At 71.0% G+C, this 24,701-nt stretch carries 21 protein-coding genes and 1 tRNA gene; 6 read left to right on the top strand and 16 right to left on the bottom strand.

Features of this window, described 5'->3' with window-relative positions:
• The first annotated feature begins 28 nt into the window (after positions 1-28).
• Positions 29-748: an ABC transporter permease gene (locus tag ACIGJO_RS11065; RefSeq protein WP_399955331.1), complete on the top strand. Its 720-nt coding sequence runs from the start codon at positions 29-31 to the stop codon at positions 746-748.
• A gap of 348 nt (positions 749-1,096) precedes the next feature.
• On the top strand, positions 1,097-1,792 hold the full coding sequence (locus tag ACIGJO_RS11070; RefSeq protein ID WP_399955334.1) for a hypothetical protein: 696 nt from the start codon (positions 1,097-1,099) through the stop codon (positions 1,790-1,792).
• Between the two features lie 177 nt (positions 1,793-1,969).
• Here ACIGJO_RS11070 and ACIGJO_RS11075 read toward each other — a convergent pair whose 3' ends face one another.
• The 9 genes from ACIGJO_RS11075 to ACIGJO_RS11115 all read right to left on the bottom strand — a co-directional run bounded on the left by ACIGJO_RS11075 (position 1,970) and on the right by ACIGJO_RS11115 (position 12,052).
• Entirely contained in the window at positions 1,970-2,782 is an 813-nt protein-coding gene (locus tag ACIGJO_RS11075; protein ID WP_399955337.1) for an HAD family hydrolase, read from the bottom strand.
• The gene (gene serS, locus ACIGJO_RS11080) at positions 2,779-4,056 is read right to left on the bottom strand and encodes a serine--tRNA ligase (RefSeq protein WP_399955339.1); all 1,278 of its coding nucleotides are present in this window, start codon (positions 4,054-4,056) and stop codon (positions 2,779-2,781) included. Before serS ends, ACIGJO_RS11075 begins: the two co-directional genes overlap by 4 nt.
• A gap of 613 nt (positions 4,057-4,669) precedes the next feature.
• Positions 4,670-5,605: a prephenate dehydratase gene (pheA, locus tag ACIGJO_RS11085; protein WP_399955343.1), complete on the bottom strand. Its 936-nt coding sequence runs from the start codon at positions 5,603-5,605 to the stop codon at positions 4,670-4,672.
• A gap of 147 nt (positions 5,606-5,752) precedes the next feature.
• The gene (gene efeB, locus ACIGJO_RS11090) at positions 5,753-7,078 is read right to left on the bottom strand and encodes an iron uptake transporter deferrochelatase/peroxidase subunit (protein ID WP_399955694.1); all 1,326 of its coding nucleotides are present in this window, start codon (positions 7,076-7,078) and stop codon (positions 5,753-5,755) included.
• Positions 7,079-7,206: 128 nt separating this feature from the next.
• Positions 7,207-9,204 carry a copper resistance protein CopC gene (locus tag ACIGJO_RS11095; protein ID WP_399955346.1) on the bottom strand — a complete coding sequence of 666 codons (1,998 nt, stop codon included), beginning with the start codon at positions 9,202-9,204 and terminating at the stop codon, positions 7,207-7,209.
• Positions 9,205-9,217: 13 nt separating this feature from the next.
• The gene (locus tag ACIGJO_RS11100; RefSeq protein WP_399955349.1) at positions 9,218-9,664 is read right to left on the bottom strand and encodes a copper chaperone PCu(A)C; all 447 of its coding nucleotides are present in this window, start codon (positions 9,662-9,664) and stop codon (positions 9,218-9,220) included.
• Complete coding sequence (locus ACIGJO_RS11105) at positions 9,661-10,317, bottom strand: SCO family protein (protein WP_399955351.1); 657 nt, start codon at positions 10,315-10,317, stop codon at positions 9,661-9,663. The genes ACIGJO_RS11100 and ACIGJO_RS11105 overlap by 4 nt, the downstream gene beginning before the upstream one ends.
• A 45-nt stretch (positions 10,318-10,362) precedes the next feature.
• Positions 10,363-11,100 carry a YcnI family protein gene (locus ACIGJO_RS11110; protein ID WP_399955354.1) on the bottom strand — a complete coding sequence of 246 codons (738 nt, stop codon included), beginning with the start codon at positions 11,098-11,100 and terminating at the stop codon, positions 10,363-10,365.
• A 112-nt stretch (positions 11,101-11,212) separates the two neighbouring features.
• Positions 11,213-12,052 carry a hypothetical protein gene (locus tag ACIGJO_RS11115; RefSeq protein ID WP_399955357.1) on the bottom strand — a complete coding sequence of 280 codons (840 nt, stop codon included), beginning with the start codon at positions 12,050-12,052 and terminating at the stop codon, positions 11,213-11,215.
• A 261-nt stretch (positions 12,053-12,313) separates the two neighbouring features.
• On the opposite strand from ACIGJO_RS11115, the gene ACIGJO_RS11120 reads away from it, so the two are divergent.
• Complete coding sequence (locus ACIGJO_RS11120) at positions 12,314-12,784, top strand: ATP-binding protein (protein ID WP_266922106.1); 471 nt, start codon at positions 12,314-12,316, stop codon at positions 12,782-12,784.
• 37 nt (positions 12,785-12,821) lie between these two features.
• Here ACIGJO_RS11120 and ACIGJO_RS11125 read toward each other — a convergent pair whose 3' ends face one another.
• Together ACIGJO_RS11125 and ACIGJO_RS11130 are read right to left on the bottom strand one after the other, a co-directional pair.
• Positions 12,822-14,294: an aminopeptidase P family protein gene (locus ACIGJO_RS11125; RefSeq protein ID WP_399955361.1), complete on the bottom strand. Its 1,473-nt coding sequence runs from the start codon at positions 14,292-14,294 to the stop codon at positions 12,822-12,824.
• Positions 14,295-14,500: 206 nt separating this feature from the next.
• Complete coding sequence (locus ACIGJO_RS11130) at positions 14,501-15,988, bottom strand: PP2C family protein-serine/threonine phosphatase (protein WP_399955364.1); 1,488 nt, start codon at positions 15,986-15,988, stop codon at positions 14,501-14,503.
• A gap of 568 nt (positions 15,989-16,556) precedes the next feature.
• Between ACIGJO_RS11130 and ACIGJO_RS11135 the strand changes: the two genes are divergently transcribed.
• A complete protein-coding gene (locus ACIGJO_RS11135) occupies positions 16,557-17,240 on the top strand; it encodes a bifunctional DNA primase/polymerase (protein ID WP_399955367.1) in 684 nt (227 codons plus the stop codon).
• Positions 17,241-18,355: 1,115 nt separating this feature from the next.
• On the opposite strand, the gene ACIGJO_RS11140 is transcribed toward ACIGJO_RS11135, so the two are convergent.
• The 3 genes from ACIGJO_RS11140 to ACIGJO_RS11150 all read right to left on the bottom strand — a co-directional run bounded on the left by ACIGJO_RS11140 (position 18,356) and on the right by ACIGJO_RS11150 (position 21,095).
• Positions 18,356-19,321, bottom strand: a complete 966-nt coding sequence (locus tag ACIGJO_RS11140) for a DUF5926 family protein (protein ID WP_399955370.1) — start codon at positions 19,319-19,321, stop codon at positions 18,356-18,358.
• A 287-nt stretch (positions 19,322-19,608) separates the two neighbouring features.
• Positions 19,609-20,214 carry an ATP-binding protein gene (locus tag ACIGJO_RS11145; RefSeq protein ID WP_399955373.1) on the bottom strand — a complete coding sequence of 202 codons (606 nt, stop codon included), beginning with the start codon at positions 20,212-20,214 and terminating at the stop codon, positions 19,609-19,611.
• A 53-nt stretch (positions 20,215-20,267) separates the two neighbouring features.
• A complete protein-coding gene (locus tag ACIGJO_RS11150) occupies positions 20,268-21,095 on the bottom strand; it encodes a glycerophosphodiester phosphodiesterase (protein ID WP_399955376.1) in 828 nt (275 codons plus the stop codon).
• Between the two features lie 197 nt (positions 21,096-21,292).
• Here ACIGJO_RS11150 and ACIGJO_RS11155 point away from each other — a divergent pair, with 197 nt between their 5' ends.
• Both ACIGJO_RS11155 and ACIGJO_RS11160 read left to right on the top strand, forming a co-directional pair.
• Positions 21,293-22,807: a S1C family serine protease gene (locus tag ACIGJO_RS11155; RefSeq protein WP_399955379.1), complete on the top strand. Its 1,515-nt coding sequence runs from the start codon at positions 21,293-21,295 to the stop codon at positions 22,805-22,807.
• A gap of 84 nt (positions 22,808-22,891) precedes the next feature.
• A tRNA-Ser gene (locus ACIGJO_RS11160) sits at positions 22,892-22,981 on the top strand.
• Positions 22,982-23,048: 67 nt separating this feature from the next.
• Here the strand turns inward: ACIGJO_RS11160 and ACIGJO_RS11165 are convergent.
• Together ACIGJO_RS11165 and ACIGJO_RS11170 are read right to left on the bottom strand one after the other, a co-directional pair.
• The gene (locus ACIGJO_RS11165) at positions 23,049-23,462 is read right to left on the bottom strand and encodes an Imm10 family immunity protein (RefSeq protein WP_399955382.1); all 414 of its coding nucleotides are present in this window, start codon (positions 23,460-23,462) and stop codon (positions 23,049-23,051) included.
• A gap of 73 nt (positions 23,463-23,535) precedes the next feature.
• Complete coding sequence (locus ACIGJO_RS11170) at positions 23,536-24,627, bottom strand: hypothetical protein (protein ID WP_399955385.1); 1,092 nt, start codon at positions 24,625-24,627, stop codon at positions 23,536-23,538.
• Between the last annotated feature and the right edge of the window lie 74 nt (positions 24,628-24,701).

Raw genomic sequence — 24,701 nt, forward strand, 5'->3', positions numbered from 1 at the left:
AGTGGCCTGAAAGGAGCTGTGAAGCGTCATGTACGACCCCACAGTCGCCCGGCTCACCTACCGGGCCCTGCTCGGCCGGCGCCGGGCCGCCATCCTGTTCGTCCTGCCCGCGCTGCTGGTGGCCATCGCCGTGGCCGTCCGCGCCTTCGCGGGGGCCGATGACCAGGTCGCCGCGAACGTGCTCGGCGGCTTCGCCATCGCCACGATGGTGCCGCTGATCGGTGTGATCGCGGGCACGGGCGCCATCGGCCCCGAGATCGACGACGGTTCGATCGTCTATCTGCTGGCCAAGCCGGTGAAGCGGCCGACGATCATCTTCACGAAGCTGATCGTGGCCATCGCCGTCACGATGGTGTTCTCCGCCCTGCCGACCCTCGTCGCCGGACTGATCCTGAACGGCAACGGGCAGCAGATCGCCGTGGCCTACACGATCGCGGCGCTGGTCGCCTCGATCGCGTACAGCGCGCTGTTCCTGCTGCTGGGCACGATCAGCCGCCACGCGGTGGTGCTCGGCCTGGTGTACGCCCTGGTGTGGGAGGCCCTGTTCGGCAGCCTGGTGCCGGGAGCGCGGACGCTGAGCGTGCAGCAGTGGTCCCTCGCGGTCGCCGAGAAGGTCGGCCGGGAAGGCGCGATCACCTCCGACGTGGGTCTGCCGCTCGCGACGGTGCTGCTGGTCGCCGTGACGGTGGCGGCCACCTGGTACGCGGGCCAGAAGCTGCGTGCGCTGAAGCTGGCCGGCGAGGAGTGAGCGGCTCGCGATAGCGGACCGGCGGCCCGGTTCCCCTCCCGGCGCGGTACGCGCGTACGCGCACGGATCATCGCGGTCACGCGGACAACCCCCGTCCTTTGGGCGGGGGTTGTCCTATGAGCGGACCGTCAACCGCGTAACTGTGCGGTTCTCGTTTCGTTGTGCAGGGTGCGTGGAGGCAACTGGATTCTGTGGCGTCGTAGCTTTCGTGAAATCGGGGAGTGCCGGCACGGGTGGGGACCCCGCCCGTCGGGCCGGTCATCGAGTGAGTGGCAACCGTGAGCGTTCTCCACCCCTGAAGCCCGGGGACCGGGCGGTCATCGTCGTTCCCGTATGAAAGGCATGCCCATGCCCACGGAACTCGCCCTGCTCGAATCGCGCGCCCTGCGCGTCGAGCGGATGGGGCGCGTCGACGTCCTCGACAAGGTGAAGAGCCTTGTCATGCTCCCGGACGGAATTCACGTTCGCACAGAGGATGTCGCTCGTTACTTCGAAGTATCCACAGCCTCGGTCAGGAAGCTCACAGACCGGCATCAGCAGGAGTTCACCGAGAACGGGATGCGTCTGCTGCATGGCTCTGAGCTGCACACCTTCCATAGCGACATGATGTCGCTATGGACAGCGGAGCGGGGGGAAAGTTATCCACAGGCTGCCACCCGGCTGCGGCTCTACACCCGCCGCACCGTGCTCAACATCGCCATGCTTCTTCGCGACAGCGACATTGCCCGCTGCGTCCGTACGTATCTCCTCGACGTGGAGGCGGACCTGCGGACGAGGTACGACTCGCTCGACCGGCGCGTCACGCGGATCGAGAGCTGCCTCGCCGGAGTCGGCAGTGCGCTCCAGGAGCTCGGGCCGGTGCTGTGCCGGATGTCGGAGCGGTTCGACAGTCTCGACCGGAAGCTGGAAGCGACGCATCAGGTGGTCGGCGCCATCGGCGTCAGGCTGTCGGACGTCTCGCAGGACATCACGCGCATCGACGCGCGCATGGACGATTTCGTCCACCAGCTGAAGGAGCTGCGCCGCCGTAGCAGGCGCCGCTGACCCCCGGTCCGCAGGGCCGGCCAGAACGACGACTGCCCGCGACCTTCGCGGTCGCGGGCAGTCGGAGCGGCGTGGCGGCGAAACGGACAGCACCGCGAAACGGACAGCACGGAGAACCAGGCAGTACCACGAAACGGACAGCACCGCGATCGAGGCAGCACCGCGAAACGGGCACCGTTACGGGCGGGACGTCCTCAGCAGCTCCTCCAGCACCACAGCGATGCCGTCGTGCTGGTTCGATGCCGTGACCTCGTGGGCCACGGCCTTCAGGTCGTCGTGCGCGTTGGCCATCGCCACGCCGTGCCGCGCCCAGCCGAACATCGGGATGTCGTTCGGCATGTCGCCGAAGGCCAGCGTGTCCGCGGCCTTCACGCCCAGCCGTCGCGCGGCCAGCGAGAGGCCGGTGGCCTTGCTCAGGCCCAGCGGCAGGATCTCCACGACACCGGGACCGGCCATGACCACGTCCACCAGGCTGCCGACGGCTTCCCGGGCGGACCGTGCGAGGGCGTCGTCGTCGAGCTCCGGGTGCTGGATGTAGATCTTGTTCAGCGGGGCGGCCCACATCTCGGTCGCGTCGTCCACGAAGACGGCCGGCAGCGGACCCTCCTGGATCCGGTAGCCGGGGCCGAACAGGACCTCGCCGTCGAGCCCGTCCCGGCTCGCGGCGAGCGCCAGCGGGCCGATCTCCGCCTCGATCCTGGACAGGGCGAGCCTCGCGAGCTGCCGGTCCAGGGTCAGCGAGGTCAGCAGCTTGTGCTCGCCCGCGTGGTAGACCTGTGCGCCCTGGCCGCAGACCGCGATGCCCTCGTAGCCGAGGTCGTCCAGTATGTGGCGGGTCCACGGCACGCCGCGTCCGGTGACGATGATGTGCGCCGCGCCGGCCGCGGTGACCTCGGCCAGCGCTTCACGTGTGCGCTCCGAGACCGTGCTGTCGTCACGCAGCAGCGTGCCGTCCAGGTCGGTCGCGACGAGCTTGTAGGGAAAGGTCACTTGGAGACCGGCTCCAGGACCTCGCGCCCGCCCAGGTACGGACGGAGCACCTCGGGCACCCGGACCGAACCGTCGGCCAGCTGGTGGTTCTCCAGGATCGCCACGATCGTGCGCGGTACGGCGCAGAGCGTGCCGTTGAGCGTGGAGAGGGGCTGGACCTTCTTGCCGTCCCGCATCCGGACGGAGAGGCGGCGCGCCTGGAAGCCGTCGCAGTTCGACGCGGAGGTCAGCTCGCGGTACTTGCCCTGGGTCGGGATCCAGGCCTCGCAGTCGAACTTGCGCGAGGCCGAGGACCCGAGGTCACCGGTGGCGACGTCGATCACCTGGAAGGGCAGCCCGAGACCGGTGAGCCACTGCTTCTCCCAGTCCAGCAGCCGGCGGTGCTCCGCCTCGGCGTCCGCCGGGTCGACGTACGAGAACATCTCGACCTTGTCGAACTGGTGGACGCGGAAGATGCCCCGGGTGTCCTTGCCGTACGTGCCCGCCTCGCGGCGGAAGCACGGGGAGAAGCCCGCGTACCGCAGGGGCAGCTTGTCGGCGTCGATGATCTCGTCCATGTGGTATGCGGCGAGGGGTACTTCGGAGGTGCCGACCAGGTAGTAGTCGTCCTTCTCCAGGTGGTACACGTTCTCCGCGGCCTGGCCGAGGAAGCCGGTGCCCTCCATGGCGCGCGGACGGACCAGCGCCGGGGTCAGCATCGGGATGAACCCGGCCTCGGTGGCCTGGGCGATCGCCGCGTTGACGAGGGCGAGCTCCAGCAGCGCGCCGACACCCGTCAGGTAGTAGAAGCGCGAACCGGAGACCTTGGCGCCGCGCTCCATGTCGATGGCGCCGAGCTTCTCGCCGAGCTCCAGGTGGTCCTTCGGCTCGAAGCCCTCGGCACCGAAGTCGCGGATGGTGCCGTGCGTCTCCAGGACGACGAAGTCCTCCTCGCCGCCGACCGGCACGTCCTCGTGGACGATGTTGCCGAGCTGGAGCAGCAGCCGCTTGGCCTCGGCGTCGGCCGCGTCCTGGGCGGCGTCGGCCGCCTTGACGTCGGCCTTGAGCTGATCGGCCTTCTTCAGCAGCTCGGCGCGCTCCTCGGGGGAGGCCTTGGGGATCAGCTTGCCGAGCGACTTCTGCTCGGAGCGGAGTTCGTCGAAGCGGACGCCGGACGACCTGCGCAGCTCGTCGGCGGAGAGCAGGGCGTCGACGAGCGCGACGTCCTCTCCACGGGCGCGCTGGGAGGCGCGAACACGGTCGGGGTCCTCACGGAGCAGGCGAAGGTCAATCACCCCTCCAGGCTACCGGTGCGCGCTTCTGGCGCTCGAACCGATATTGCCGTGCGTGTCACTTTGCCCGTATTGCCGGAATTGATAATCCTGAGGAGGAATCGCCGGGTACGGGGCGGGTAGAGACGTCAATTTGGGGAGCGTATTCCCCTGAACAGGGCAGAAGGGGTGACCTGTCTTGACGTACTGGCCTTCCCTGTAAGGGGAGTTGAGGGGCGCCCGACCCGATGTTGTCCACAGGGGGTCTGTGGAGAATTAGTTATCCACAGGCTGTGAAGAAGTTCTGTGGATGCTGGAAGCGGACGTTCCGGGGGCTGGGTGAAGGCTCATGGAATCCCCTCCCAAACCCGCCCCACACACTCATTCGGGTGGGAATTCCTCGCCCCAAAGAGTTGATCAAGGGAATTGGGATGACATCAGAGGCCCCGGGCTCCCCTGGGTGCATCCGGGATCGCTGGGCGATTTGTCGACCATGTCGCATTGCGGTGTCGACTTGTCCCCAGGCCGAGCCACCACCCTGTGGATAACTCTGTGGGTGAATGAAAATCGGCAGGTCGGACCGGAGCGGAACGCTCCGCGCGGCCCTCGCCCCGGCGATCCCGTACGGCGGACGGGGTCAGACCCGGCCGTCCTGGCTGCGCGCCAGCCAGTCGGAGGCGTCCGTGAACTCCCGGTCCGAGGTTCCCGCCCGCAGCGGCGGCACCTCGTCGGGCGTCACTCCGGCCCGCGGGTACGAGCCGAGGAACCGCACGTTCGGACAGATCCGCTTCAGCCCCATCAGCGCCTCGCCGACCCGCCGGTCCGCGATGTGTCCCTCGGCGTCCACGGCGAAGCAGTAGTTCCCGATGCCCTCTCCGGTCGGACGCGACTGGATGAGCATCAGGTTGACCCCGCGGACGGCGAACTCCTGGAGGAGTTCGAGCAGCGCACCGGGGCGGTCGTCGCCCAGCCAGATCACCACGGACGTCTTGTCCGCGCCGGTCGGGGCCGAGGGCCTGGCCGGCCGTCCCACCAGGACGAAGCGCGTCTGGGCGTTCTCCGCGTCGTGGATCTCCGTCACGAGGGGTTCCAGGCCGTAGGTCGCCGCGGCGAACTCACCCGCGAAGGCGGCGTCGTAACGCCCTTCCTGGACCAGCCGCGCCCCGTCCGCGTTGGAGGCGGCCGATTCCCATACCGCCTGCGGGAGATGGGCCGCCATCCAGTTGCGCACCTGCGGCTGGGCGGCCGGGTGCGCGGTGACCGTCTTGATGTCGGACAGCTTGGTCCCGGGGCGCACCAGCAGCGCGAAGGTGATGGAGAGCAGCACTTCGCGGTAGATCATCAGCGGTTCGCCGGAGGTCAGCTCGTCGAGCGTCGCGGTGATGCCGCCCTCGACGGAGTTCTCGATCGGTACGAGCGCTGCCGCCGCCTCACCGCTGCGTACGGCGTCCAGGGCGGCCGGTACGGAGACCATCGGGACGAGCTCCCGGGTGGCGGCTTCCGGGAGCGTGCGGAGGGCGACCTCGGTGAAGGTGCCTTCGGGGCCGAGATAGGCGTAGCGCGTGGCTGACATACGGTCACCCTAATGCGCCGTACGCCCGGTGCCGGGCCGTCTCGGAATGCGATCCGGCCCGCACCCGGAACTGCGGGACCCGGCGCCCGGCGCCCGGCGCCGCAGCCTCCCCGGCCGCCGGAGCCTCGGATTCCAGCGCCCGGAGCCTCAGGACTCCAGCAGCCGCTGACCCACGTACTCACCCTTCGCGGCGCCTCCCGGTACGGCGTAGAGGCCGCTCGCCTCGTGCCGGAGGAACGGCGAGAGCGCGTCGCCCCGGTCGAGTTTGCGCTGCACCGGGACGAAGCCCCGGAACGGATCCGCCTGCCAGCAGACGAACAGCAGCCCGGCGTCCGGGGTGCCGTCCGCCGAGATGCCGTCGTGGTACGAGAAGGGGCGCCGCAGCATGGCCGCGCCACCGTTCTTCTCGGGGGAGGAGATCCGGGCGTGGGCGTTGTCGGGGATCACGAGTCTGCCGTCGGGACCGGCCTTGTCCAGGTCCATCGGGGTGGTCTCGGTGCCGCCACTGAGCGGGGCCCCGTCCGACTTGCGCCGTCCTATGACCTGCTCCTGCCGGTCCACCGGGAGCTTCTCCCAGTCGTCCAGCAGCATCCTGATGCGCCGTACGACGGCATAGGAGCCACCGGCCAGCCAGTCCTGCGAGGCGTCCGGAGCCCCCGAGGCCCCCGAAGCCCTTGACGGGGACGGTACGAAGATCCGGGTGTCGAAGTCCTCGTCGGCCGGCTTCGGATTGCCGGTGCCGTCGATCTGGCCCATCAGATTGCGCGCGGTCATCGGACGCCCGGTGGCGCCGGGCGTGCGATTGAAGCCGTTCATCTGCCAGCGCACCCCGGCCGCCCCCATGGCCTCCTTCTGGATGGCGCGCAGGGCGTGGAAGGCGACCAGCGCGTCGTCGGCGCCGATCTGGACCCACAGGTCGCCGTTGGAACGCCTGGCGTCGAGCTGGTCCGAGGAGAACGGGGGCAGCGGGTCGAGCCCGGCGGGCCGGCGGCCGGTCAGGCCGGTGCGGTCGAAGAAGGTCCGGCCGAATCCGAAGGTGACGGTCAGCGAGGAGGGCCCGGCGTCCAGGGCGATGCCGGTGTCATGGCCGGGCCCGTCCGTGCCGCCGGCGGTGGACGGGCGCCCCGCCATGAGCTCCCGCGCCACGGCCGACCAGCGGCGCATCAGGGCGGCGGCCTCCTTGCGTCCCGCGCCAGGCACCAGGTCGAAGGCGACCAGATGACCCCGGGCCTGAAGCGGAGTGGTGATCCCCGGTTGATGTTTCCCGTGAAACATCGCCTCGGTGGCTCCGATGGCCGTCAGCGCGGCCGGTTCGTCGGGGCGGGACGCGGCGTACCCGGCCGAGCCTCCAGCGGCGCCGAGCACCAGGCCGGCGGCCCCGGCGGCCCCCGCACTGCCGAGCAGCCGCCGCCGCGAGAAGCCGACGCCATCCGTGCCGGTACGGTCCTGCGAGCCGGCGCCCGCCCCGGCCACCGTCTCGGCCCCGGCAGCCGCTCCCGCGCCCCCAGCCGCTCCGGCGGTCGCCGAGGTGCCGTTCGAGCCGTTCGAGCCCTTCGCGTTCCTCGCGCCCGTCACACTCTTCGTGCTCTTGCTCACCGTGCTCAGCCGATCTTTGCGTTCTTGTCGATGGTGGCCTGGTCGATGTCCGACGTACGCACCGTCACCGCGATCTTCCAGTCGCCCGCGATGGGGATCCGGACATCGCTCGCCGTCCAGTGCCCCTCGGCGAGCCGGTCGGGGACGACCGGCAGCGGGCCGATGTCCTTGGACTCCAGGGTGAGGGCGAGCTTCACCTCGGGAACGTCCATCGGCTTCCCGTCGCTGCCGTCGACCCAGACGTGCAGCTCGTTGGCGCCGGTGCCACCGGGGTCGATGTCGATCCGGACGGTCCCCTTGCCGTTCTGGCCGCCGGTGTCGAAGGGCATGCTCAGGTTGACGGGGCCGGCGGCACCCGGAGCGGTCGCCGTCGTGGCGCTGCGGGCGGCCTCCTCCTCGGTGCGTGCCGGTTCGGTGGACGTCAGGACCGTCGCCACGGCGAGCAGCACCACGGCCACGGCCGCCTCGGCCAGGACCGAGCGGCGCAGCCCGGAGCGCTCGGGGTCGGCGTCGCGGACCCGCTTCTTCTTCGTGGCGGTCAGGACGGCCTGCTGCCGGGCGAGCTGCGCTGCGCGCTCGGGTGCGACCTCCGGCGCGGGCTCCTGGCCGCTCTCCCCCTCCCCGCGGTCCGTCCCGTCCTCGGGGCCCGTTCCGTCCTCAGGACCCTCACCCTCTTCAGGGCTCTTCGGCGCCTCGCCGGTCTCCCCCTCATCCGAGGCCTCCGTACCCGGCTGTGCCCCGTCCGTCAGCCGACCCGTCCACCGCCGGGAGATCCAGGCCAGGCCGATGAGCACGGCGAGCAGTCCCACCTTGATGATCAGCAGCTGCCCGTACCGGGTGCCGGTCAGCGCCGACCAGGAGCCGACCTGGCGCCAGGACTGGTAGATGCCGGTGGCGGTGAGGACGAGGACGCTGCCGAACGCGATCCGGGAGAAGCGCCGCACCGCCGCGCGCTCGATGCCGGGTGTCCGGTACAGGGCGACGAGGAGCGCGGCGAGCCCGCCGAGCCAGGCGGCGACGGCCAGCAGGTGCAGGATGTCCATCGGCATGGCGAGATCCGCCTGGATACCGGTCGACGCGTGCTCGGAGAGCGCCCACGTACCGGCGATGCCCGCGGCGATGACCGCGCCCCCGATGGCGAGTCCGAAGGTGAGGTCCCTCTTCTCCTTCTCGTCCTCGCGCTTCGCGTACGTCCCGAACAGGACGGCGATGAACAGGGCACCGGCGCCGAGCAGGAGCAGCCGGGCGACGAGCGCGGCACCGGGTTTGGTGTCGAGGACGGCCTGCAGCCCGTCGAGGTCGAAGGCGTCGGCGAGCTTTCCGCTGCCGGTGTACGGGCTGCGGAGCAGCAGCATGACCAGGGTGGCGGCGGTGAGGGTGATCCAGCCCCGGACGACGAGGCGTTGCAGCGGGCGGGCGGCCGCGCCGCGCCGCCAGCAGGCGAGCACGAACGTGGCACCGCCGACGAGCAGGACGAATCCGGCGTACGCCGCGTAGCGCGCGATGCTGTAGAGCGTGCCGACGAGGCCGCCGCCCGCACTGGTGGAGGGCAGCGCGACCGTGGTCTCGGAGGGGGCGCCGATGGAGAAGGTGAAGGCGCCGGAGACGGGGTGGCTGTCGGCGGACACGGCCTGCCAGGCCACGGTGTAGGTGCCGTCGGGCAGACCGGAGTGGAGCTTGACGCCGTACTGCACGGTGCCGGGACTGTTCATGTCGCGCGGAGCACCGTCGTCGGCGCGCTTGCCCGTGGGGTCGAGGACGCGGATCGAGTCGTCGCCCATGGCGATCGATTCGGAGAAGGTGAGCGTGACCTCCCCGGGGGCCGTGTCCACCACCGCCCCGTCCTGCGGGTTGCTCCCGGTGAGGGCCGCGTGCGCGGAAGCGGGGCTCGCGCCGGCCAGCACCAGACCGAACAGCAGGCTGATCAGCGTGGTGAGGAGCGCGGCCCGGGCGAGCGGCCGTCGTATCGGGGATGGCCCGAAGCGCGGGGCGGTGGCGGTCATGTGTGTCGGTCCCTCACTGCTTCTTCGGGTTGTGGGTGGTCTCCTTCACGGGAAGGTCGACCTTGATGGGGCCGGCCTTCTCGAAGTGCAGCTCCATGGAGACCTTCTCGCCCTGCTTGGGCATCTGCTTGAGCTTCATGAACATGATGTGGTTGCCACCGCGTTCAAGATCGAGCTCGCCGTCCGCAGGGACTTCGAAGGACGTGACCATGCGCATCTTCTGGTTCTTCGTCTCGTGGATCGTGACGTCGTCCGAGAGCGGGCTGGTCACCGAGGTGAGCCGGTCGGCCGTGCCGCCGCTGTTCTGCACGACGAGGAAGGCGGCGGCCATGTCGCTGACGGGCTGCGGCATGAACGCTCCGACGACCTTCAGCTCGGGTTCGCTGTCCGTGGAGCACCCCGCCAGCGTCAGCCCGGTGGTGAGGGCCAGAACGCCGGCGAGGGTCGTGCGGCGGTTCACGGGGTCTCCCCCTTGAGGATCTCGGGAAGGTCCTTGGCGTAGTCCTCGGACGTGGTGTCCTCGCCGTAGAGCAGGTAACCCTGGTCGGTCTTCGGGGAGAAGGCGATGACCTGGGCGCCGTGCATCGAGACGACGGTGCCGTCCTTCTCCTTCTTCGGCGCGTCGATGCCGATGCCGATCTGCCGTGCTCCCGCCTGGATGGTCGGGAAGTCGCCGGTGAGCCCGGTGAAGGACGGGTCCTGCGCCGCGAGCCACTTGCCGAGGGAGGACGGGGTGTCCCGCTCGGGGTCGGTGGTGACGAAGACGACCTGGAGCTTGTCCTGGTCGGCCTTGGGCAGCGCCCGCTTGGCGAGCGAGATGTTGCTCATGGTCAGCGGGCAGACGTCGGGGCACTTGGTGTAGCCGAAGTAGATGAGTGTCGGCTTGCCCTTGGTCGCCTCGCGGAGGTCGTACTCCTTGCCCCGGGTGTCGGTGAGTACGAGGTTCGGCTTGGTGAACGGCTGGTCGAGCACGGTCGCGGCCTGGGTCCTGGCCTCGGCGCTGACGTCGGCGACGGGCTTCTTCGCCGAGTCGTCGCTGCTGCCGCAGGCGGACAGGGTCAGTGCGGCCGCGGCGGCGAACGCCACGGCCGGCACCATCTTCTTGTTGCGCATGGAGAGTTGTTTCCTGAGTGTGGTGCGGGTGGTGGAACCGGCGGGTCAGGCGGTACGGCGACGGCCTGCGAGGACGCCGAAGGCGACCCCCGCGATACCGATGACGATGCCGATGATGCCCAGGGTGCGGGCGGTGTTGTCGCTGGCGGACCCGGACGCCGCGGTTTCCTTGGAGGACGCGGTCCTGTCGTCCGTCTTGTGCTCGTCGGATCCCTTGCCGGCCGCTGCACCGCCGTGGGCGTCGGACGCCGCCGCGGTCAGCTTGAGGACGGGGGCCGGGCTCTCGGGCTCGGCCGCGCCCTCCTTGGGCTCCTCGATCCAGCGGACGACTTCCTTGTTGTCGTACGTCTGGAGGGCCTTGAAGACGAGCTGGTCGGTGTCCTCGGGGAGCTGGCCGACCGAGAGCGGGAACTGCTGGAAGTAGCCCGGCTCGATCTTGCCGCCGTCCGCGGTCCAGGTCACCTTGGAGACGGCCTCGTTGATCTTCTTGCCGTGGACGTCGAGCGGCTTGTCCAGCTTGGTCTTGTCGACCTTGATCTTCCAGCCGGGCACGGCCTGCGGGGTGACCGAGGACAGCGGGTGGTCGGCCGGGAAGCTCACTTCGACCTTGACCGTGGAGGCGTCGTCGCGCTCGTTGGGCACCTTGAAGTTGATGGTGGCGTAACCGCCCTTGGCGGCCTCGCCCTGCGGCTGTACGCCGACGTGTGCGGCGGCCGGACCGGCGAACAGCAGGACGGTGGACGCGGCGACGCCGCCCGCGATGGCGATACGTGAAACGTTCATGGCAGGGATCACTCCACAGGAGAACGAGGAAAGGTGTTCCGGCGCGCGGGTGCGCGACGGCATCACGACACCCCGGCCGCGCGGAAGGCGGTGAGACGGAGAAGGTGTCGCGTCAGGCTGCGAGTGCGTACACGGCGGGAGGCCCGCGCCTGGTCACCAGGTGCTGCAGGTGTTCCCCGGAGGCGGGCGCCGGGGCGTCGTCGGCCGTACGGGGAGTGAGCGGCCCGGTCGTGCGCTGTCCGGGCAGACCCGCGCTCAGGGCGCGTACGAGAGCCAGGGCGGCGCGCAGGGAGCGCAGCCGGGCTCCGGCGGCGAGCTGCTGGGCGCCGTGCGCCGAGAGCCGGGCCAGCCGGAAGAGGGCGGCCTCGCCGCGCCGCAGCAGCCAGCCGGTGGCGAGTGCGGCCAGCAGGTGTCCGAGGAACATGGGCAGGCTGGGCAGCAGGTCCAGCACCGGCGCGTACGGTCCGCCGCCGGGGACGGGGCCGGGTGCGGCGGCCGCTCCGGCCGACGCGAGGTGCTCGTGCCCCGGGGCGACGGTCGCCGGGTCGATGCCCGCGGTGGTGACGATGCGATGGGCCTCGGCGGCGTTCAGCTGGGAGGGCCCCATGCCGCACACGAGTCCGGCGGCGAACCGGACGAGGCTGCCCTCACCGCTCGTGCCCGCGGTCGTGGCGCCGGCCGCCGTGTGGCCGCCGAGCCCGAAGAGGGTGTGCAGGACGAGCTGGCCGCCGGCCAGAGCACCCGCGATCGAGGGCAGCGACCGTTCGCGCCCGGCGAGCAGCACGGCGGCCGCGAGGATCCCGAGGAAGCCCGCGAGCACGGTCCAGACCGGCACGGCGGCACCCGCCGCGAACGTATGTCCCGCCGCGGACAGCACGACGCAGACCGCGGCGAACACCGCGGCCCTCATGAGCCGCAGACCGGCTCCGGCACGTGCGACAGGCGTGGACATGGCCGGGACATCATCGCACTGCGCCCCATGCCCGTGTACGGCAGGTCCGGAAGATCTGCTTCCGTCCGTAAGAGCGCCTGTTGCACCTGTTCGCGGGGGATGCCGAGGGGGCCGGCGCGGCGGTCGCGGGGCCGGGCATACACCGCTGAGCGGAATATTCGCATCCGCCGAATGAGGGCTCTCACAGTCGTTCTGTGCTTACAGGGCGCCCTGTGCGGCAATACGTATCGGTATGTCGAGCCGCAGCCAGGAGGCTGGAGCATGAGCATCTGGTGGTCACTCCATTTGCGGCGCGAAGCTGCGAGCGTTCCGCTCGCCCGTCGTTTTCTGCTCGGAACCATGGAAACGGCCGGGGTGGATCCGGACATCTCCTACGACCTGTCGGTCGCGCTCAGCGAAGCCTGTGCGAACGCCGTCGAGCATGGCGGCGGCCGGGAGGATTCCGGGTACGGGCAGCCCCGTACGGACTCCGGGCAGTACCGCGTCACGGCGTATCTGGACGGCGAGAAGTGCCGTATCGAAGTCGCCGACTCGGGGCCGGGCTTTCCCGCCCGGCGCGTGCTTCGCCCTGCCGCACAACCCCTGCCCACCGCCGAGAGCGGCCGGGGCCTGGGTCTCATCGAGCAGCTCGCCGATCACGTCCACTTCGGCAACCGTCCGGGGCGGGGCGCGGTGGTGAGCTTCGACAAGGTCCTCAAATGGCGGGAGGGCGCGCTGCTCATGGTGTCCTGAGCGGCGCGCCCTCCGTTGCCGGGAGGTGGGGCGGGGGTCAGCCCTTCAGCTGGGCCATCCACGCCTCGATCTCGTCGGCCCGGCGCGGCAGCTTGTCGGAGAGGTTCCGGTTGCCGTCCTCGGTGACGAGGATGTCGTCCTCGATCCGGACGCCGATGCCCCGGTACTCCTCGGGCACCGTCAGGTCGTCGGCCTGGAAGTACAGTCCGGGCTCCACTGTCAGGCAGACGCCCGGCTCCAGGGTGCCGTTGACGTACGACTCGGTGCGCGCGGCGGCGCAGTCGTGGACGTCCATGCCGAGCATGTGGCCGGTGCCGTGCAGGGTCCACCGGCGCTGGAGACCCAGCTCCAGGACCTTGTCCACGGACAGGTCGCCCAGCAGGCCCCACTCGACGAGCTTCTCGGTGAGTACGCGCTGTGCGGCGTCGTGGAAGTCGCGGAAGCCGGCACCGGGCCTGACGGCCGCGATGCCCGCCTCCTGCGCCTCGTACACGGCGTCGTAGATCTTGCGCTGGAGCGGCGTGAACGTGCCGTTGATCGGCAGGGTCCGCGTCACATCGGCGGTGTAGAGGTCACGGGTCTCCACACCGGCGTCCAGGAGCAGCAGCTCACCGGCGCGGACGGCGCCGTCGTTGCGGACCCAGTGCAGCGTGGTGGCGTGCGGGCCCGCCGCGCAGATCGAGCCGTAGCCGATGTCGTTGCCCTCGATGCGGGCGCGCAGGAAGAAGGTGCCCTCGATGTAGCGCTCGCTGGTCGCCTCGGCCTTGTCGAGGATCCTGACGACGTCCTCGAAGCCGCGCGCCGTGGCGTCGCAGGCCTTCTGGAGCTCGGAGATCTCGAAGTCGTCCTTCACGAGGCGGGCCTCGGAGAGGTAGACGCGCAGTTCCTCGTCGCGTTCCGCGGTGACCTTGTCGGCCAGGGCGGCCTCGATGCCCGCGTCGTGGCCGCGGACGTTGCGGACCGGGCCGGTGGCCTCGGTCAGCGCGGCGGCCACCTCACGGACGTCCTTGGCGCCGATGCCCAGCAGCTGTTCGGCCTCGGCGAGGGAGTGTCGGCGGCCCACCCACAGCTCGCCCTGGCCGTCGAGCCAGAACTCGCCGTTCTCGCGGTTGGAGCGCGGCAGGAGGTAGACCGTCGCGTCGTGCCCGGTCCCGTCCTTCGGCTCCAGGACGAGCACGCCGTCGTGCGTCTGGTCGCCGGTGAGGTACGCGTACTCGGTGGAGGCGCGGAAGGCGTACTCGGTGTCGTTGGAGCGGGTCCTGAGGTTGCCCGCGGGAATGACCAGGCGCTCGCCGGGGAAGCGCGCGGAGAGCGCGGCGCGGCGGGCGGCGGTGTGCGCGGCCTGGGCGATCGGCTCCAGACCGTGCAGCTCGGTGTCGGCCCAGCCCGACTTCATGCTGTCGGCAAGCTCGTCGGAGACGCCCGGGTACAGGCCGTTCTTCCGCTGCTTGATCGGCTCTGCTTCTTCGGTCTCCGGTTCCGGGTTCTCCGGGGTGAGCTCCTCAGACACGATTTGTCTCTCCTTGATACGACACTGGACCGTCTCCATCGTACGGGTGTGCGTAAGGGGGCCCAGGGGCGAATGACCTGTTACATGTCCGGCGCCGGGCGAAGCACGGGGACGCACGCGGGCGCACGGAACACGGAGGCAGGCACGGACGCGGGCGCCGGTGCTGGGCGCGGGCCTCGCACACGTGCGTACGCGGTGGGCGTACGTCAGTCGAAGCGCGCGGCCAGCACCACCACGTCCTCGGTGCTGTCCTTCGGGTCGAGGCCGTCGGGCAGCATCGTCCGCAGGATGTGGTCGGCGACGGCACCGGGATCGTCGCGGTCGGCCGAGGACACTCCGGCTGCCGCGGAGTGCAGCCGGGCGAAGGCCCGGTCCATCGTGTCGCCGGTGCGGCGCAGCAGCCCGTCCGTGTAGAACAGCACGGTCTCACCGGGGCCGGGGGTGAATTCCACGCTCGGCGCCTCCCAGCAGGCGAGCATGCCCAGGGGCGCGGACAGCGTGGTCTCCACGAACTCGGTGCGGCGGTCGCCGATGACCAGCGGCGGCGCGTGTCCGGCTCCGGCCAGCACGATCCTGCGGGCGGCGGGCTCGCAGTAGGCGAAGAGCGCGGTCGCGGTCCTGGCCGGTTCGGTCAGCCGGAGCAGCAGTTCGAGATCGGAGAGTACGGCGACGGGGTCCTCGCCCTCCATCACGGCGTACGCCCGCAGACTGGCCCGGAGCCGGCCCATGGCGGCCATGGCGCCCGGTCCCGATCCACCGGCCGACCCGACGGCGAGGCCGAGCGCGCTGTCCGGCAGCGGCAGCGCGTCGAACCAGTCGCCGCCGCCCCTGACCGCGGTCCGGCGGCGGGCGGCCAGCCGGACACCGGGGATCCGGGGCAGCCGGGTGGGCAGCAGTTCCTCGGCGACGGTCGCCACCGCCGCTCTGGCCCGTTCCAGTTCGAGCAGCCGGGCCAGGTGCTCGGTGGCGTACCGGACGTACAGGCCGACGAGGTGGCGCTGGCGCTCCAGGGGTTCGGCGGGCTCGTCGTACAGCCAGACGGCCGCGCCGAGACGTCCGGCCGCCTCGGTGGCGAGCGGCAGCGCGTAGCTGGCGGCGTAGCCGAGCCGGGCGGCGACCTCGCGCTGGCGGGGGTCGAGGCTCGTGTCGCCGAGCAGGTCGGGGTTGGTCAGCGGGCCCTGGGCGTCCGGGAGCCCGTCGAGGATCCGGCCGTAGGAGGTGGCGCCGCGCGGCACGGTCTCGATGTGCCCGAGTTCGGCGTGGGCGAGTCCGAGGCCGATGGTGGTGGAGGGTACGGAGCCGTCCGGGGGTTCCAGGACGAGGAGTCCGCGGCGGGCGCCGACCAGGGCGGCTCCGGCGCACAGCAGCTCGTGGAGGGCTTCGTCGAGCGTGTTCGTTCCGGCCAGGCGCTCGGTGAGTTCGTGGAGCGTGGTGAGGTCCGAGACCCAGCTCGCCAGCCGGTCCTGGATGAAGGCTCCGGGGGCGGCCGGTACTTCTGCCAGAGGTGCGGCAGTGTGCGTTGAAACCGGAACTGTGGGGTCGATTCCAGCCACTTTCGGCGGGTGGAGGGAGCTCATGGCAGCCAGCTTTCTGGCCGGTGCGATTCGTCGAATAGCATCGCAAACCCCCATGTCATTCTGCGCCGCTATCAATGCATCCACATGTACACGCACAAGTAAGCTGATGTCCAGCATTGCCCCCGGAGGATTCGTGGTGTCCGGGGCCCTCTTAACTTGGCCAAAAAATGCACCCTATGGAAGCAAATTGCGGTCGACTGGTCGTGCTCGACAGGGGGTGCCCTCGGGGTGAAGTGCCGGAGGGAGCGTCATTCCGGGCGTGCTGGGTACCTAATCGGTGATGAGCAGGGGCAGTTGTGATCAGCCCCGGAACCTGGCAGCGGGCCCGGACGTCCTTATCCGTGACGGTTACACCTCCGCCCCCGAGTGGCGGGGTTTGCACCAGGGACGGCAAGCGCGGGGCGCGTGCCACCCTCGCCATGATGTGGCCGGCCACCGGCCCACTCCCGATCCGGCGCCGTCCGTTCGGCTCCGCCGGGTCGGTTCGACTCAGCTCAGCTCGACTCTGCCCGGCTCCACTCAGATCGGCTCCACTCCGCTCGGCTCGGCTCACGCTCGGTATCGAGGGCTTGCCCGTACCGCAGAACTGATGAGTGTGTACGCACAGCGAAGAGACGCACACGTGGTGTGACCCGCACGTGGTGTGCTGTGGACCTCGGCGTTCAACGGAAAGGAACGAGCGCTCATGCGCGAGATCCTCGGAAGGCGACGCAGGCTCCGGCTCCGGCGCAAGGGGGGCCCCGCTCAGCTCGACGCGGCGCTGACCTGCGCCACCGCCTGGAAGTGGCCCGTGCTCCCCGGGGCCGGGCTGGCGCCGGCCGGCCCGCGTGGTGACCGCGGCCGCGGCTGCGCCTGCCCCGACCCCGAGTGCGCCGTACCCGGCGCTCACCCCTTCGATCCCGGTCTCCTGGCGGCCACCACCGACGAACGCATGGTGCGCTGGTGGTGGGCCAACCGCCCGGCGGCCCCGCTCCTGCTGGCCACCGGCGGCCGTGCGCCCTGTGCGGTGAGTCTGCCCGCCGTGGCCGGCGCGAGAGCGCTGACCGCACTCGACCGCATGGGGATGCGCCTGGGCCCCGTGGTGGCGACGCCGACCCGGTGGTCGCTGCTGGTGGCCCCGTACACCCTGGAACGGCTCGGGGAGATGCTGCACGCCAAGGACTGGGTGCCCAGTTCCCTGCGGTTCCACGGCGAGGGCGGCTATCTCGTGCTGCCGCCGTCCGAGGCGGGTACGGGACAGGTGCGCTGGGAGCGCCCGCCGGCCCCCGGCTCCGCGGCGCCCTGGCTGCCGGACGTGGAGGCGGTCCTGGACGCTCTGGTCGAGGCGAGCAACAGCGCACCCGACGGCGGCAGCCGGCTCGCGTACTGACCGGCGGGGCGCGGGCACCTGGTGGGCCGCGGTGCGGGCACCGGGCGGGGCGGGCACCCGCCTGCGGGGCGCGGGCGCCGGGCGGGGAGTGGGTACCGGCCGTGCTGACGGTCCGTGTGCCGACGGGGATCCGGGTGGCTCACTCGTACGGGTGTGGGCCGCCCGAGTTCTGCGGTAAACGGGTGCTCGGCGCACCGGTGTCGTGTATTCCGCCGATATCTCGGCTCACCGTCAGAAATTCCCGTGCAATCGGCGGGTGGGAGCCGCCGGGAATCCCCGCGTCATCGACCGTGATGGTCGTGGTGATCTCCGCCGGACGGCTTCCGCGGAGTGTGGGAGTCCGGTCGGCGGACGGCGCGGATCCGGTATCGGCGGATACGAAATCCTTTGCCGGAGGGGCAAAATCCGCTGAGGGCAGGCATTCTGACGAACCTTCCGGCAGCCCTTCCCGGGGAACCCTTCCCGAGCCCTTTCCGGCACCCCTTCTTCACGGCCGTCGAAAAGGATTTCCGGACTCGGACCATTGTCTGAATTCAAACGGTCCGGGACTGCGGACGGCGCCGGTACGGCCCCGGGGCGCAGGACCCGGTCGGCGGCCCCGCAGCCGCAACACCGCCGGTGGGGCGCCGCGTTCGGCCGCCCGTGCGCCGAGAACGCCCCGAGGTCCCGCCCGCGACCCGTCCGGAAGTGCCGGGTACGGGGCAGGAGTGCGGGGCGGGGTGCGCGGGGTGAGCTTTCCGGGGAACGCCCGGCCCCGCCGCTGTCGCGTTCCGGGCCGAATCGGCCGTTCCACGCGTCGGACCGATGGGGAAGAGGAAGGGCCTCGATGGCTCCGGGCGGTCTTCCGCGGCCGGGAGGGCGGGGCCGTTCGGCCGGTCGCCGCACTGCGGTGGGCCAGAACATACCGTGGGCGCGTTGTACGTACGCAGAACGCGCCCGGAAAATGAGGACGCCCGATCGCTGGCGACGGGGGATGCACCAGCGACCGGGCTTTTAGAACGGTAACAAGAGATCTGCCGTTCGCAAATTCGATCTCGCCTATTCGGACAGTGATTTACCTGCGAGTACGGGGAGTTGTGACGCGAGTCACCAAGCCGCCGCAGGTTTCGTCACTGTCAGCTGAGCGTCACTTGGCGGTTCGTGAGCCCGCCGCGCGCCCGCCGCTCCTCGGCGGTGAGCGGGGCGTCCGAGGCGAGTGCCGCGGCGAGCCGCTCCGCGAACTCGACCGCGGGCTTCTCGCACGCCTCGGCGCCCATCGAGGTCGGCAGGTCCCAGACGGGGACCATCAGCCCGTGCGCCCGGAACGAGCCGACCAGCCTGGTCCCTTCGCCGAGCGAGGAGGTGCCCGCGGCGTGCAGCCGGGCGAGGGCGTCGAGGAGCTGCTCCTCGGGGTGCGACATGACCCAGCGCAGGTGGTTCTTCTCCGGGGTCTCGCACCAGTACGCGGCGTCCACGCCGGAGAGCAGCGTGGTGGGGATCGCGGCGGCGTTGGCGCGCTCCAGGGAGGCGGACACCTCGGGGGTGGCGTTCTCCGCGTCGGGCACCCAGAACTCGAAGCCGGAGTGGACGACCGGCGCGAACGCGGCCTCCGGGTCGAGCAGGTCCTGCAGCCGCGGTCCGTCCGCGGGCACGCGCCGGGCGGTGACCGGCGAACCGGGCTCGGTCTCCAGCGCCCGCAGCAGGGTGTCCGCGAGGTCCCGGCTGAGGTCGCCGGAGGAGGTGTCGTTCTGCAGGGCCAGCAGGACGGAGCCGTCGTCGCGGCGCAGGGCCGGCCAGGCCATCGGCAGGACGGTCGCGAGCGTCACGGACGGCACGCCCTCGGGCAACCCGCCCTTCAGCGTCAGCGCGACGGTGGCGGCGGGCACCAGTTCGCGCAGGGAAACCCAGTCGCACTCACCGGCCAGGCCCTCGAACGGACGGTGGACAAGCTCGGTCACGGCCTGGGCGGCGGCGCGTCCGTGACACGCCTTGTAGCGGCGGCCAGAACCGCACGGGCAGGGCTCACGGGCCCCGACGACCGGGATCTCACCGTCCTTGAGCTGCTGCTTCCCGGCCTTGGTCTGAGGGCGCTTCTTGGCCATGGTGGGCATTCTCCCGTTTGCGACAGTGCGGTCTCGGCGCGAGCCTAGCCCGCCGGTGCCTCCCCGGGGCACACCCGCCTGCACGACTGCCGCCACCGGGCCCGTCGTTGCGCGGCCCGGCCGGCTCCTGCCGGGCTCTCACCGGGCGCCCGTCGACACCGTGCGCGTACGCCGGTGTTCGCTCCGGGCCTTCGCTCCGGGCCTTCGCCCCGGGCCGTCGCCCTGTGACCTCGCCCCGCGTCGTCAGCCTGCGGCGTCAGCTCGCGCCGTCGCCCCGCGTCGTCCCGTCAGCTCGCGTCGTCGAAGGCGTCGGCGAACTCCAGTCCGTCGAAGCCGGGCAGCCCGCCCAGTCCGTTGAACCGGTGCCGCTTGGCGGACACGAGGGCCCAGACGGTGACCTCGCCCGAGGAGTCGTCCCGCACGCCCCACTCCTGGGCGAGGGCGCTGATGATGTTGAGTCCCCGGCCGCCCCGGGCCGTCACCGAGGGGGTGGAGGGGATGGGCCGGGTCGGCCCGCCGCCGTCCGTCACCTCGACGGTCAGTCCGCCGGTTCTGTCCATGTGCCATGCGGCGCGGACGTCGCCGTCACCGATCTCCGTCTGCCACCCCAGCGGTCTGCCGTGCCGGCAGGCGTTGCTGAGGAGTTCGGAAAGGATCAGAACGGCGTCGTCGACGACCGAGTCGGACACTCCGTTGCTGCGCAGCTGCTCACGCATACGGTGTCGCGCTTTGCCCACGCCGGCAGGGCCATGGGGAACGGCCATGCTCGACGACGTGGGCACTTCTTGTGCCACCACAAACGCCACCCCCGAGACCTCCTTTGCCCCACGCCACGGATTGGATGCCCCACCGGGCTGAACCGGAAACCGGTCAAAGCCCTCCCAGTGACGCACTCGTAACGATCGGGCACTCGCTGAATGCGCCGGTGCACTCCCCGTAACTGATCTTAAAGACGACCCAGTTGGGACAGGACCTGTTTCGGGCGATTTGTAATGATTGCTGCTACGCCGAGGCGCACGCAGAGCTCGACATCCGCCGGTTCGTTCACCGTCCAGACGTGCACGCGGTGTCCCGCGCGGTGGAGCCGCTCGATGTAACCGGGGTGGCTGCGCACGATCCGCATCCCCGGTCCGGCGATCCGCGCCCCGGCGGGCAGCCGTCCGTCGCGCAGCCGCGGGGAGACGAACTGCATCAGATAGACGGTGGGCAGCGTGGGCGCGGCGGCCTGGACGCGGTGCAGCGAGCGGGCGGAGAAGCTCATGATGCGTACCGGGGACGGGCCCTCGGCCGGTGCTTCGTCCAGGCCGAAGCGCTTGAGCAGGTGCAGGAGGCGCTCCTCGACCTGTCCGGCCCAGCGGGTGGGGTGCTTGGTCTCGATGGCCAGTTGCAGCGGCCGCCCGGCCGCCCGCGTCTCGGTCACCAGCTCAAGAAGCCGTTCCAGGGTGAGTACGGAGGTGAGCTCGCCCGGCACCGGATCCCAGTCGGGCGACTCCTCGCGGTCCTTCCAGGAACCGAAGTCGAGAGCGGCGAGATCGGCGAGCTCCAGCGCGGAGACGGCGCCGCGGCCGTTGGACGTACGGTTCACCCGGCGGTCGTGCACACAGACGAGCTGGCCGTCCGCGGTGAGCCGGACATCGCACTCCAGGGCGTCGGCGCCGTCCTCGATCGCTTTGCGGTAGGCGGCCAGGGTGTGCTCGGGTGCGTCGTCGGAGGCTCCGCGGTGGGCGATGACCTGGATGGGCGTCTGTGGTGTGTGCTGCCGTGCGTGGGTCACCGCGTCATGGTGTCACCGTGACGCGGCGGGTGCGGGCACGTCGTCATGGAGGACTGTTTTGTCTGATGTAAGTATTGGTGTGCGGATGCACAGGTCCTGCTTACAGTGGCCCGACGTGCTGTGGGAAAAGCTGACCGCAGACACGTGCACAGCGGATCTCTTGCCGAATGCCGAGTGGAACCGAGGAGTAAAGAGCTGTGAGCACCGAGAACGAGGGCAACGAGGGCAACGCGGTTCCGGCCGTACCGTCCGTTCCGTCCGCACCTCCAGTGCCGGCCGCCACTCCCGAGGGCACCCCTGACGGAGTCACGCCCGCGGCGCGGGCCGACGAGTCCGCCGCGGATCCCGGTGCGGAAACCACGTACCGGGACCGGCCGCAGGCGCCGACGCAGCCGGTGCCGCCCCAGCCGCAGTCGGCACAGCCCCTGCCCGAGCCGCCCCACCACCAGCCGTACCCCGCGCCGCAGCCCCCGGCCGCCGCGGGTGCCTGGCCGCCCCCGCCCCCTCCGGCGGTCCCGTCGTACGCCGGTGGCGGTGGCGGTGACCCGGTGTGGGGTGCGCCGGTCGCTCCGTCGTCCGGCGCGCCGCGCAAGCCCCGCGCGAACGGTCTGATCGCGGCCGTCGCCGTGGCGGCGCTCGTCGCGGGCGGCATCGGCGGAGCCCTCGGCTTCTGGGCGGCCGACCGCAACGGCGGCTCCTCCAACGGGTCGACCACGGTCGCCGCCTCCGACACCCCGAAGGACCTCAAGCGCGCGGACGGCACCGTGGCCGGAGTCGCCGCGAAGGCGCTGCCCAGTGTGGTCACCATCGATGCCCAGGGCGGCGACGGCGAGGGCGGTACGGGCACCGGCTTCGTGTACGACAAGGAGGGCCACATCCTCACCAACAACCACGTGGTCGCCTCCGCGGCGGACAGCGGCCAGCTGTCGGCGACGTTCTCCGACGGCAAGACGTACGACGCCGAGGTGGTCGGCCGTGCCCAGGGCTACGACGTGGCCGTGCTGAAGCTGAAGAAGCCGCCGTCGGGCCTCGCGCCGCTGCCCCTGGGCAACTCGGAGAGTGTCGCGGTGGGCGATTCGACCATCGCGATCGGTGCGCCGTTCGGCCTGTCCAACACGGTGACGACGGGCATCATCAGCGCGAAGAACCGCCCGGTGGCCTCCGGCGACGGCTCCAGCAACAAGAACTCGTACATGAGCGCCCTCCAGACCGACGCCTCCATCAACCCCGGCAACTCCGGCGGCCCGCTGCTGGACGCGGGCGGCGCGGTCATCGGGATCAACTCGGCGATCCAGTCGACCAGCGGAGGCGGCGCCGGACAGTCCCAGGCCGGCTCCATCGGCCTCGGCTTTGCCATCCCGATCAACCAGGCGAAGAACGTCGCCGAGCAGCTGATCAAGACCGGCCAGCCGGTCTACCCGGTGATCGGCGCGACGGTCACGATGGAGGAGAAGACCGGTGGCGCGGCCATCTCGGCCGCGGGCGCGGGCGGCACTCCGGCGGTCACCCCGGGCGGTCCCGCCGCCAGGGCCGGCCTCAAGGCGGGCGACGTCATCACGAAGTTCAACGACACCGTGGTCGACAGCGGCCCGACCCTGATCGGCGAGATCTGGACCCGTAAGCCGGGTGACAAGGTCACGCTGACCTACAAGCGCGACGGCAGAACGGCAACGGCCGAAGTCACCCTGGGCGAGCGCAAGGGCGACAGCTGACCGGCTAGGCTGTCCCACGCGTCGAACCGCCCCTGAAGGGCCGGTCGAACCGTCGGGCCCCGGGCCCGACGGCCGATGACGCGGGGTGGGTTGCCCGAGCGGCCTAAGGGAACGGTCTTGAAAACCGTCGTCGCAGCGATGTGACCGTGGGTTCAAATCCCACACCCACCGCCATGAGTACGGCCCCTGACCGGTCGAAACGGTCAGGGGCCGTACTCCTGTGCGCCGGCCGCAGGGTGGGCTAACGCGTGATCAGGGCCGGGCGGGCGTCGGGGCGTCCGAAGGCGAGGATGCGCGGCAGCACCTCGCGCATGCGGGCCACGTCCGTCGGCGGGGCGTGGAGCAGGGCCTCGACGACGGGGTCGCTCAGGCCGAGGTCGTCCAATGACGCGGGGTCCAGGGTCACCCGCAGCACATCGGCGCTCAACTCCACCTCTCGTACACAGCCGTACGCGGTGCCCTGGTCGGGCGTGCCGAGGCAGTGCGTGTCCATCCCGAGCGACACTTCCTGGGAGTCGGGCTCCTCGAAGTCGCACATGAACAGGAGGGAGAACCCCTCCTCGTCGTCCGACTCGGCCACACCCGCCATCACGCAGTCGTCGGCGTCCGGATCGTCGAGTCCGCAAGCCATCCGTGCCGTGAACCTGTACGTCATACGTGCGTTCTATCACCGAGCGCCGACAGTCGGGGGCGGCCCTCGTGGGCGGCCGGATCACGGATGCTTACGGCTATCGGCGCGGGTCGGCGTTCGGTGGCGTCCGGAGGGCGCCCAGGACCCAGGGCATCGTCTTCCGGCGGGTGACGACCAGCACCGGTACGCCGTCGTCCTCGCACTCCAGGACCAGGCATGTGCGGTCGGGGCGGCCGGGGTCCGTCAGGTAGGGCGGGCGGACGCGGACCGGGGTCAGGGTGGGCGGGGTCTCCCGGCGGAAGGCGGCGCCGGTCGGGTCGGGGGTGGACGACAGGAGGGCGGGGCCGGCCACCAGATATCCGCCGCCGCCCGCGTACGGGACATCGCCCAGGACCGTGCCCGGGAAGACGTGTTCCCGGGCGGGCACGGACGGTGTCACCGCGATCGTGTCGTCGTCCTTCTGCCGCCGGCGCAGGAACAGCGCCGCCACCGTGCCGACGGCCAGGACCGCGGGGACGGCCAGGCCGGTCAGCAGGAGCGCCGCCCCGGCGCTGTCGGTCAGCCACGGTGCCGCCGCCGCGACCGGGGTGAGGCAGAAGCTGCCCAGAACCAAGAGGTTGACCTGCCAGGAGTACACCCTGGCCGAGACCAGGGACCGCCGGTACGCCACGAGCATGCCCGCCGGGAGGACCGTCACGTAGAAGCCGAGGCCGAGGCCGATGGAGCAGGGCAGCCGGTAGTCGCCGCGCGGGTCCGCGTTGGTGTAGCGGCGCGTGGACTCGAAGTCGACGTACCGGATCTGCCCGCGCCAGTAGGTGACCTCGACTCGTGCTCCCGGGCGGGCGACCGGGTGTTCCTGCGGGCTGCCCGTCAGACGGGTGCGGGTGGAGGTTCCGTCCGCGTCGGTGACGTACAGCCAGTACAGGGGTGTCTTCCGGCCCGTCACGCGGTCGGCCCGGTCGATCCGCGCCTCGACGGTCCGCAGGCAGCCGTCGTCATGACCGCCGTCATGGCTGTCGTCCGCAGCGCAGGTTGCCGCTGTCCGGAAGGCGCGTTCCTCGGCGAGCGCGTCCGGCACGGTGACCAGCAGCAGCCACGCGGCGACCAGGACGGACACGGTGACGAAGGCCGCGGCGGCGCGTATCGCCGTGCGGGACATGGGGCGGGGCGGGCTCATCGGGGGAGTCACCCGCGCATTCTGCAAGGTCGGCCGCCACCCGGAACAGGAGAGACATGTGCACCTCCGGGGTGCCGTCCGTTGCC

Origin of the sequence: Streptomyces sp. NPDC079020 (genome assembly GCF_044542225.1) — a bacterium.
GTDB lineage: Bacteria > Actinomycetota > Actinomycetes > Streptomycetales > Streptomycetaceae > Streptomyces.

Bases quoted from the DNA above. Each gene is read 5' to 3' on its own strand.
- ACIGJO_RS11105 (WP_399955351.1), bottom strand. From the start codon at position 10,317: ATGCGCAACAAGAAGATGGTGCCGGCCGTGGCGTTCGCCGCCGCGGCC.
- ACIGJO_RS11065 (WP_399955331.1), top strand. From the start codon at position 29: ATGTACGACCCCACAGTCGCCCGGCTCACCTACCGGGCCCTGCTCGGC.
- ACIGJO_RS11095 (WP_399955346.1), bottom strand. From the start codon at position 9,204: ATGACCGCCACCGCCCCGCGCTTCGGGCCATCCCCGATACGACGGCCG.
- ACIGJO_RS11110 (WP_399955354.1), bottom strand. From the start codon at position 11,100: ATGAACGTTTCACGTATCGCCATCGCGGGCGGCGTCGCCGCGTCCACC.
- ACIGJO_RS11140 (WP_399955370.1), bottom strand. From the start codon at position 19,321: ATGGCCAAGAAGCGCCCTCAGACCAAGGCCGGGAAGCAGCAGCTCAAG.
- ACIGJO_RS11115 (WP_399955357.1), bottom strand. From the start codon at position 12,052: ATGTCCACGCCTGTCGCACGTGCCGGAGCCGGTCTGCGGCTCATGAGG.
- ACIGJO_RS11135 (WP_399955367.1), top strand. From the start codon at position 16,557: ATGCGCGAGATCCTCGGAAGGCGACGCAGGCTCCGGCTCCGGCGCAAG.
- ACIGJO_RS11070 (WP_399955334.1), top strand. From the start codon at position 1,097: ATGCCCACGGAACTCGCCCTGCTCGAATCGCGCGCCCTGCGCGTCGAG.
- pheA (WP_399955343.1), bottom strand. From the start codon at position 5,605: ATGTCAGCCACGCGCTACGCCTATCTCGGCCCCGAAGGCACCTTCACC.
- ACIGJO_RS11120 (WP_266922106.1), top strand. From the start codon at position 12,314: ATGAGCATCTGGTGGTCACTCCATTTGCGGCGCGAAGCTGCGAGCGTT.
- ACIGJO_RS11165 (WP_399955382.1), bottom strand. From the start codon at position 23,462: ATGACGTACAGGTTCACGGCACGGATGGCTTGCGGACTCGACGATCCG.
- ACIGJO_RS11130 (WP_399955364.1), bottom strand. From the start codon at position 15,988: ATGCTGGACATCAGCTTACTTGTGCGTGTACATGTGGATGCATTGATA.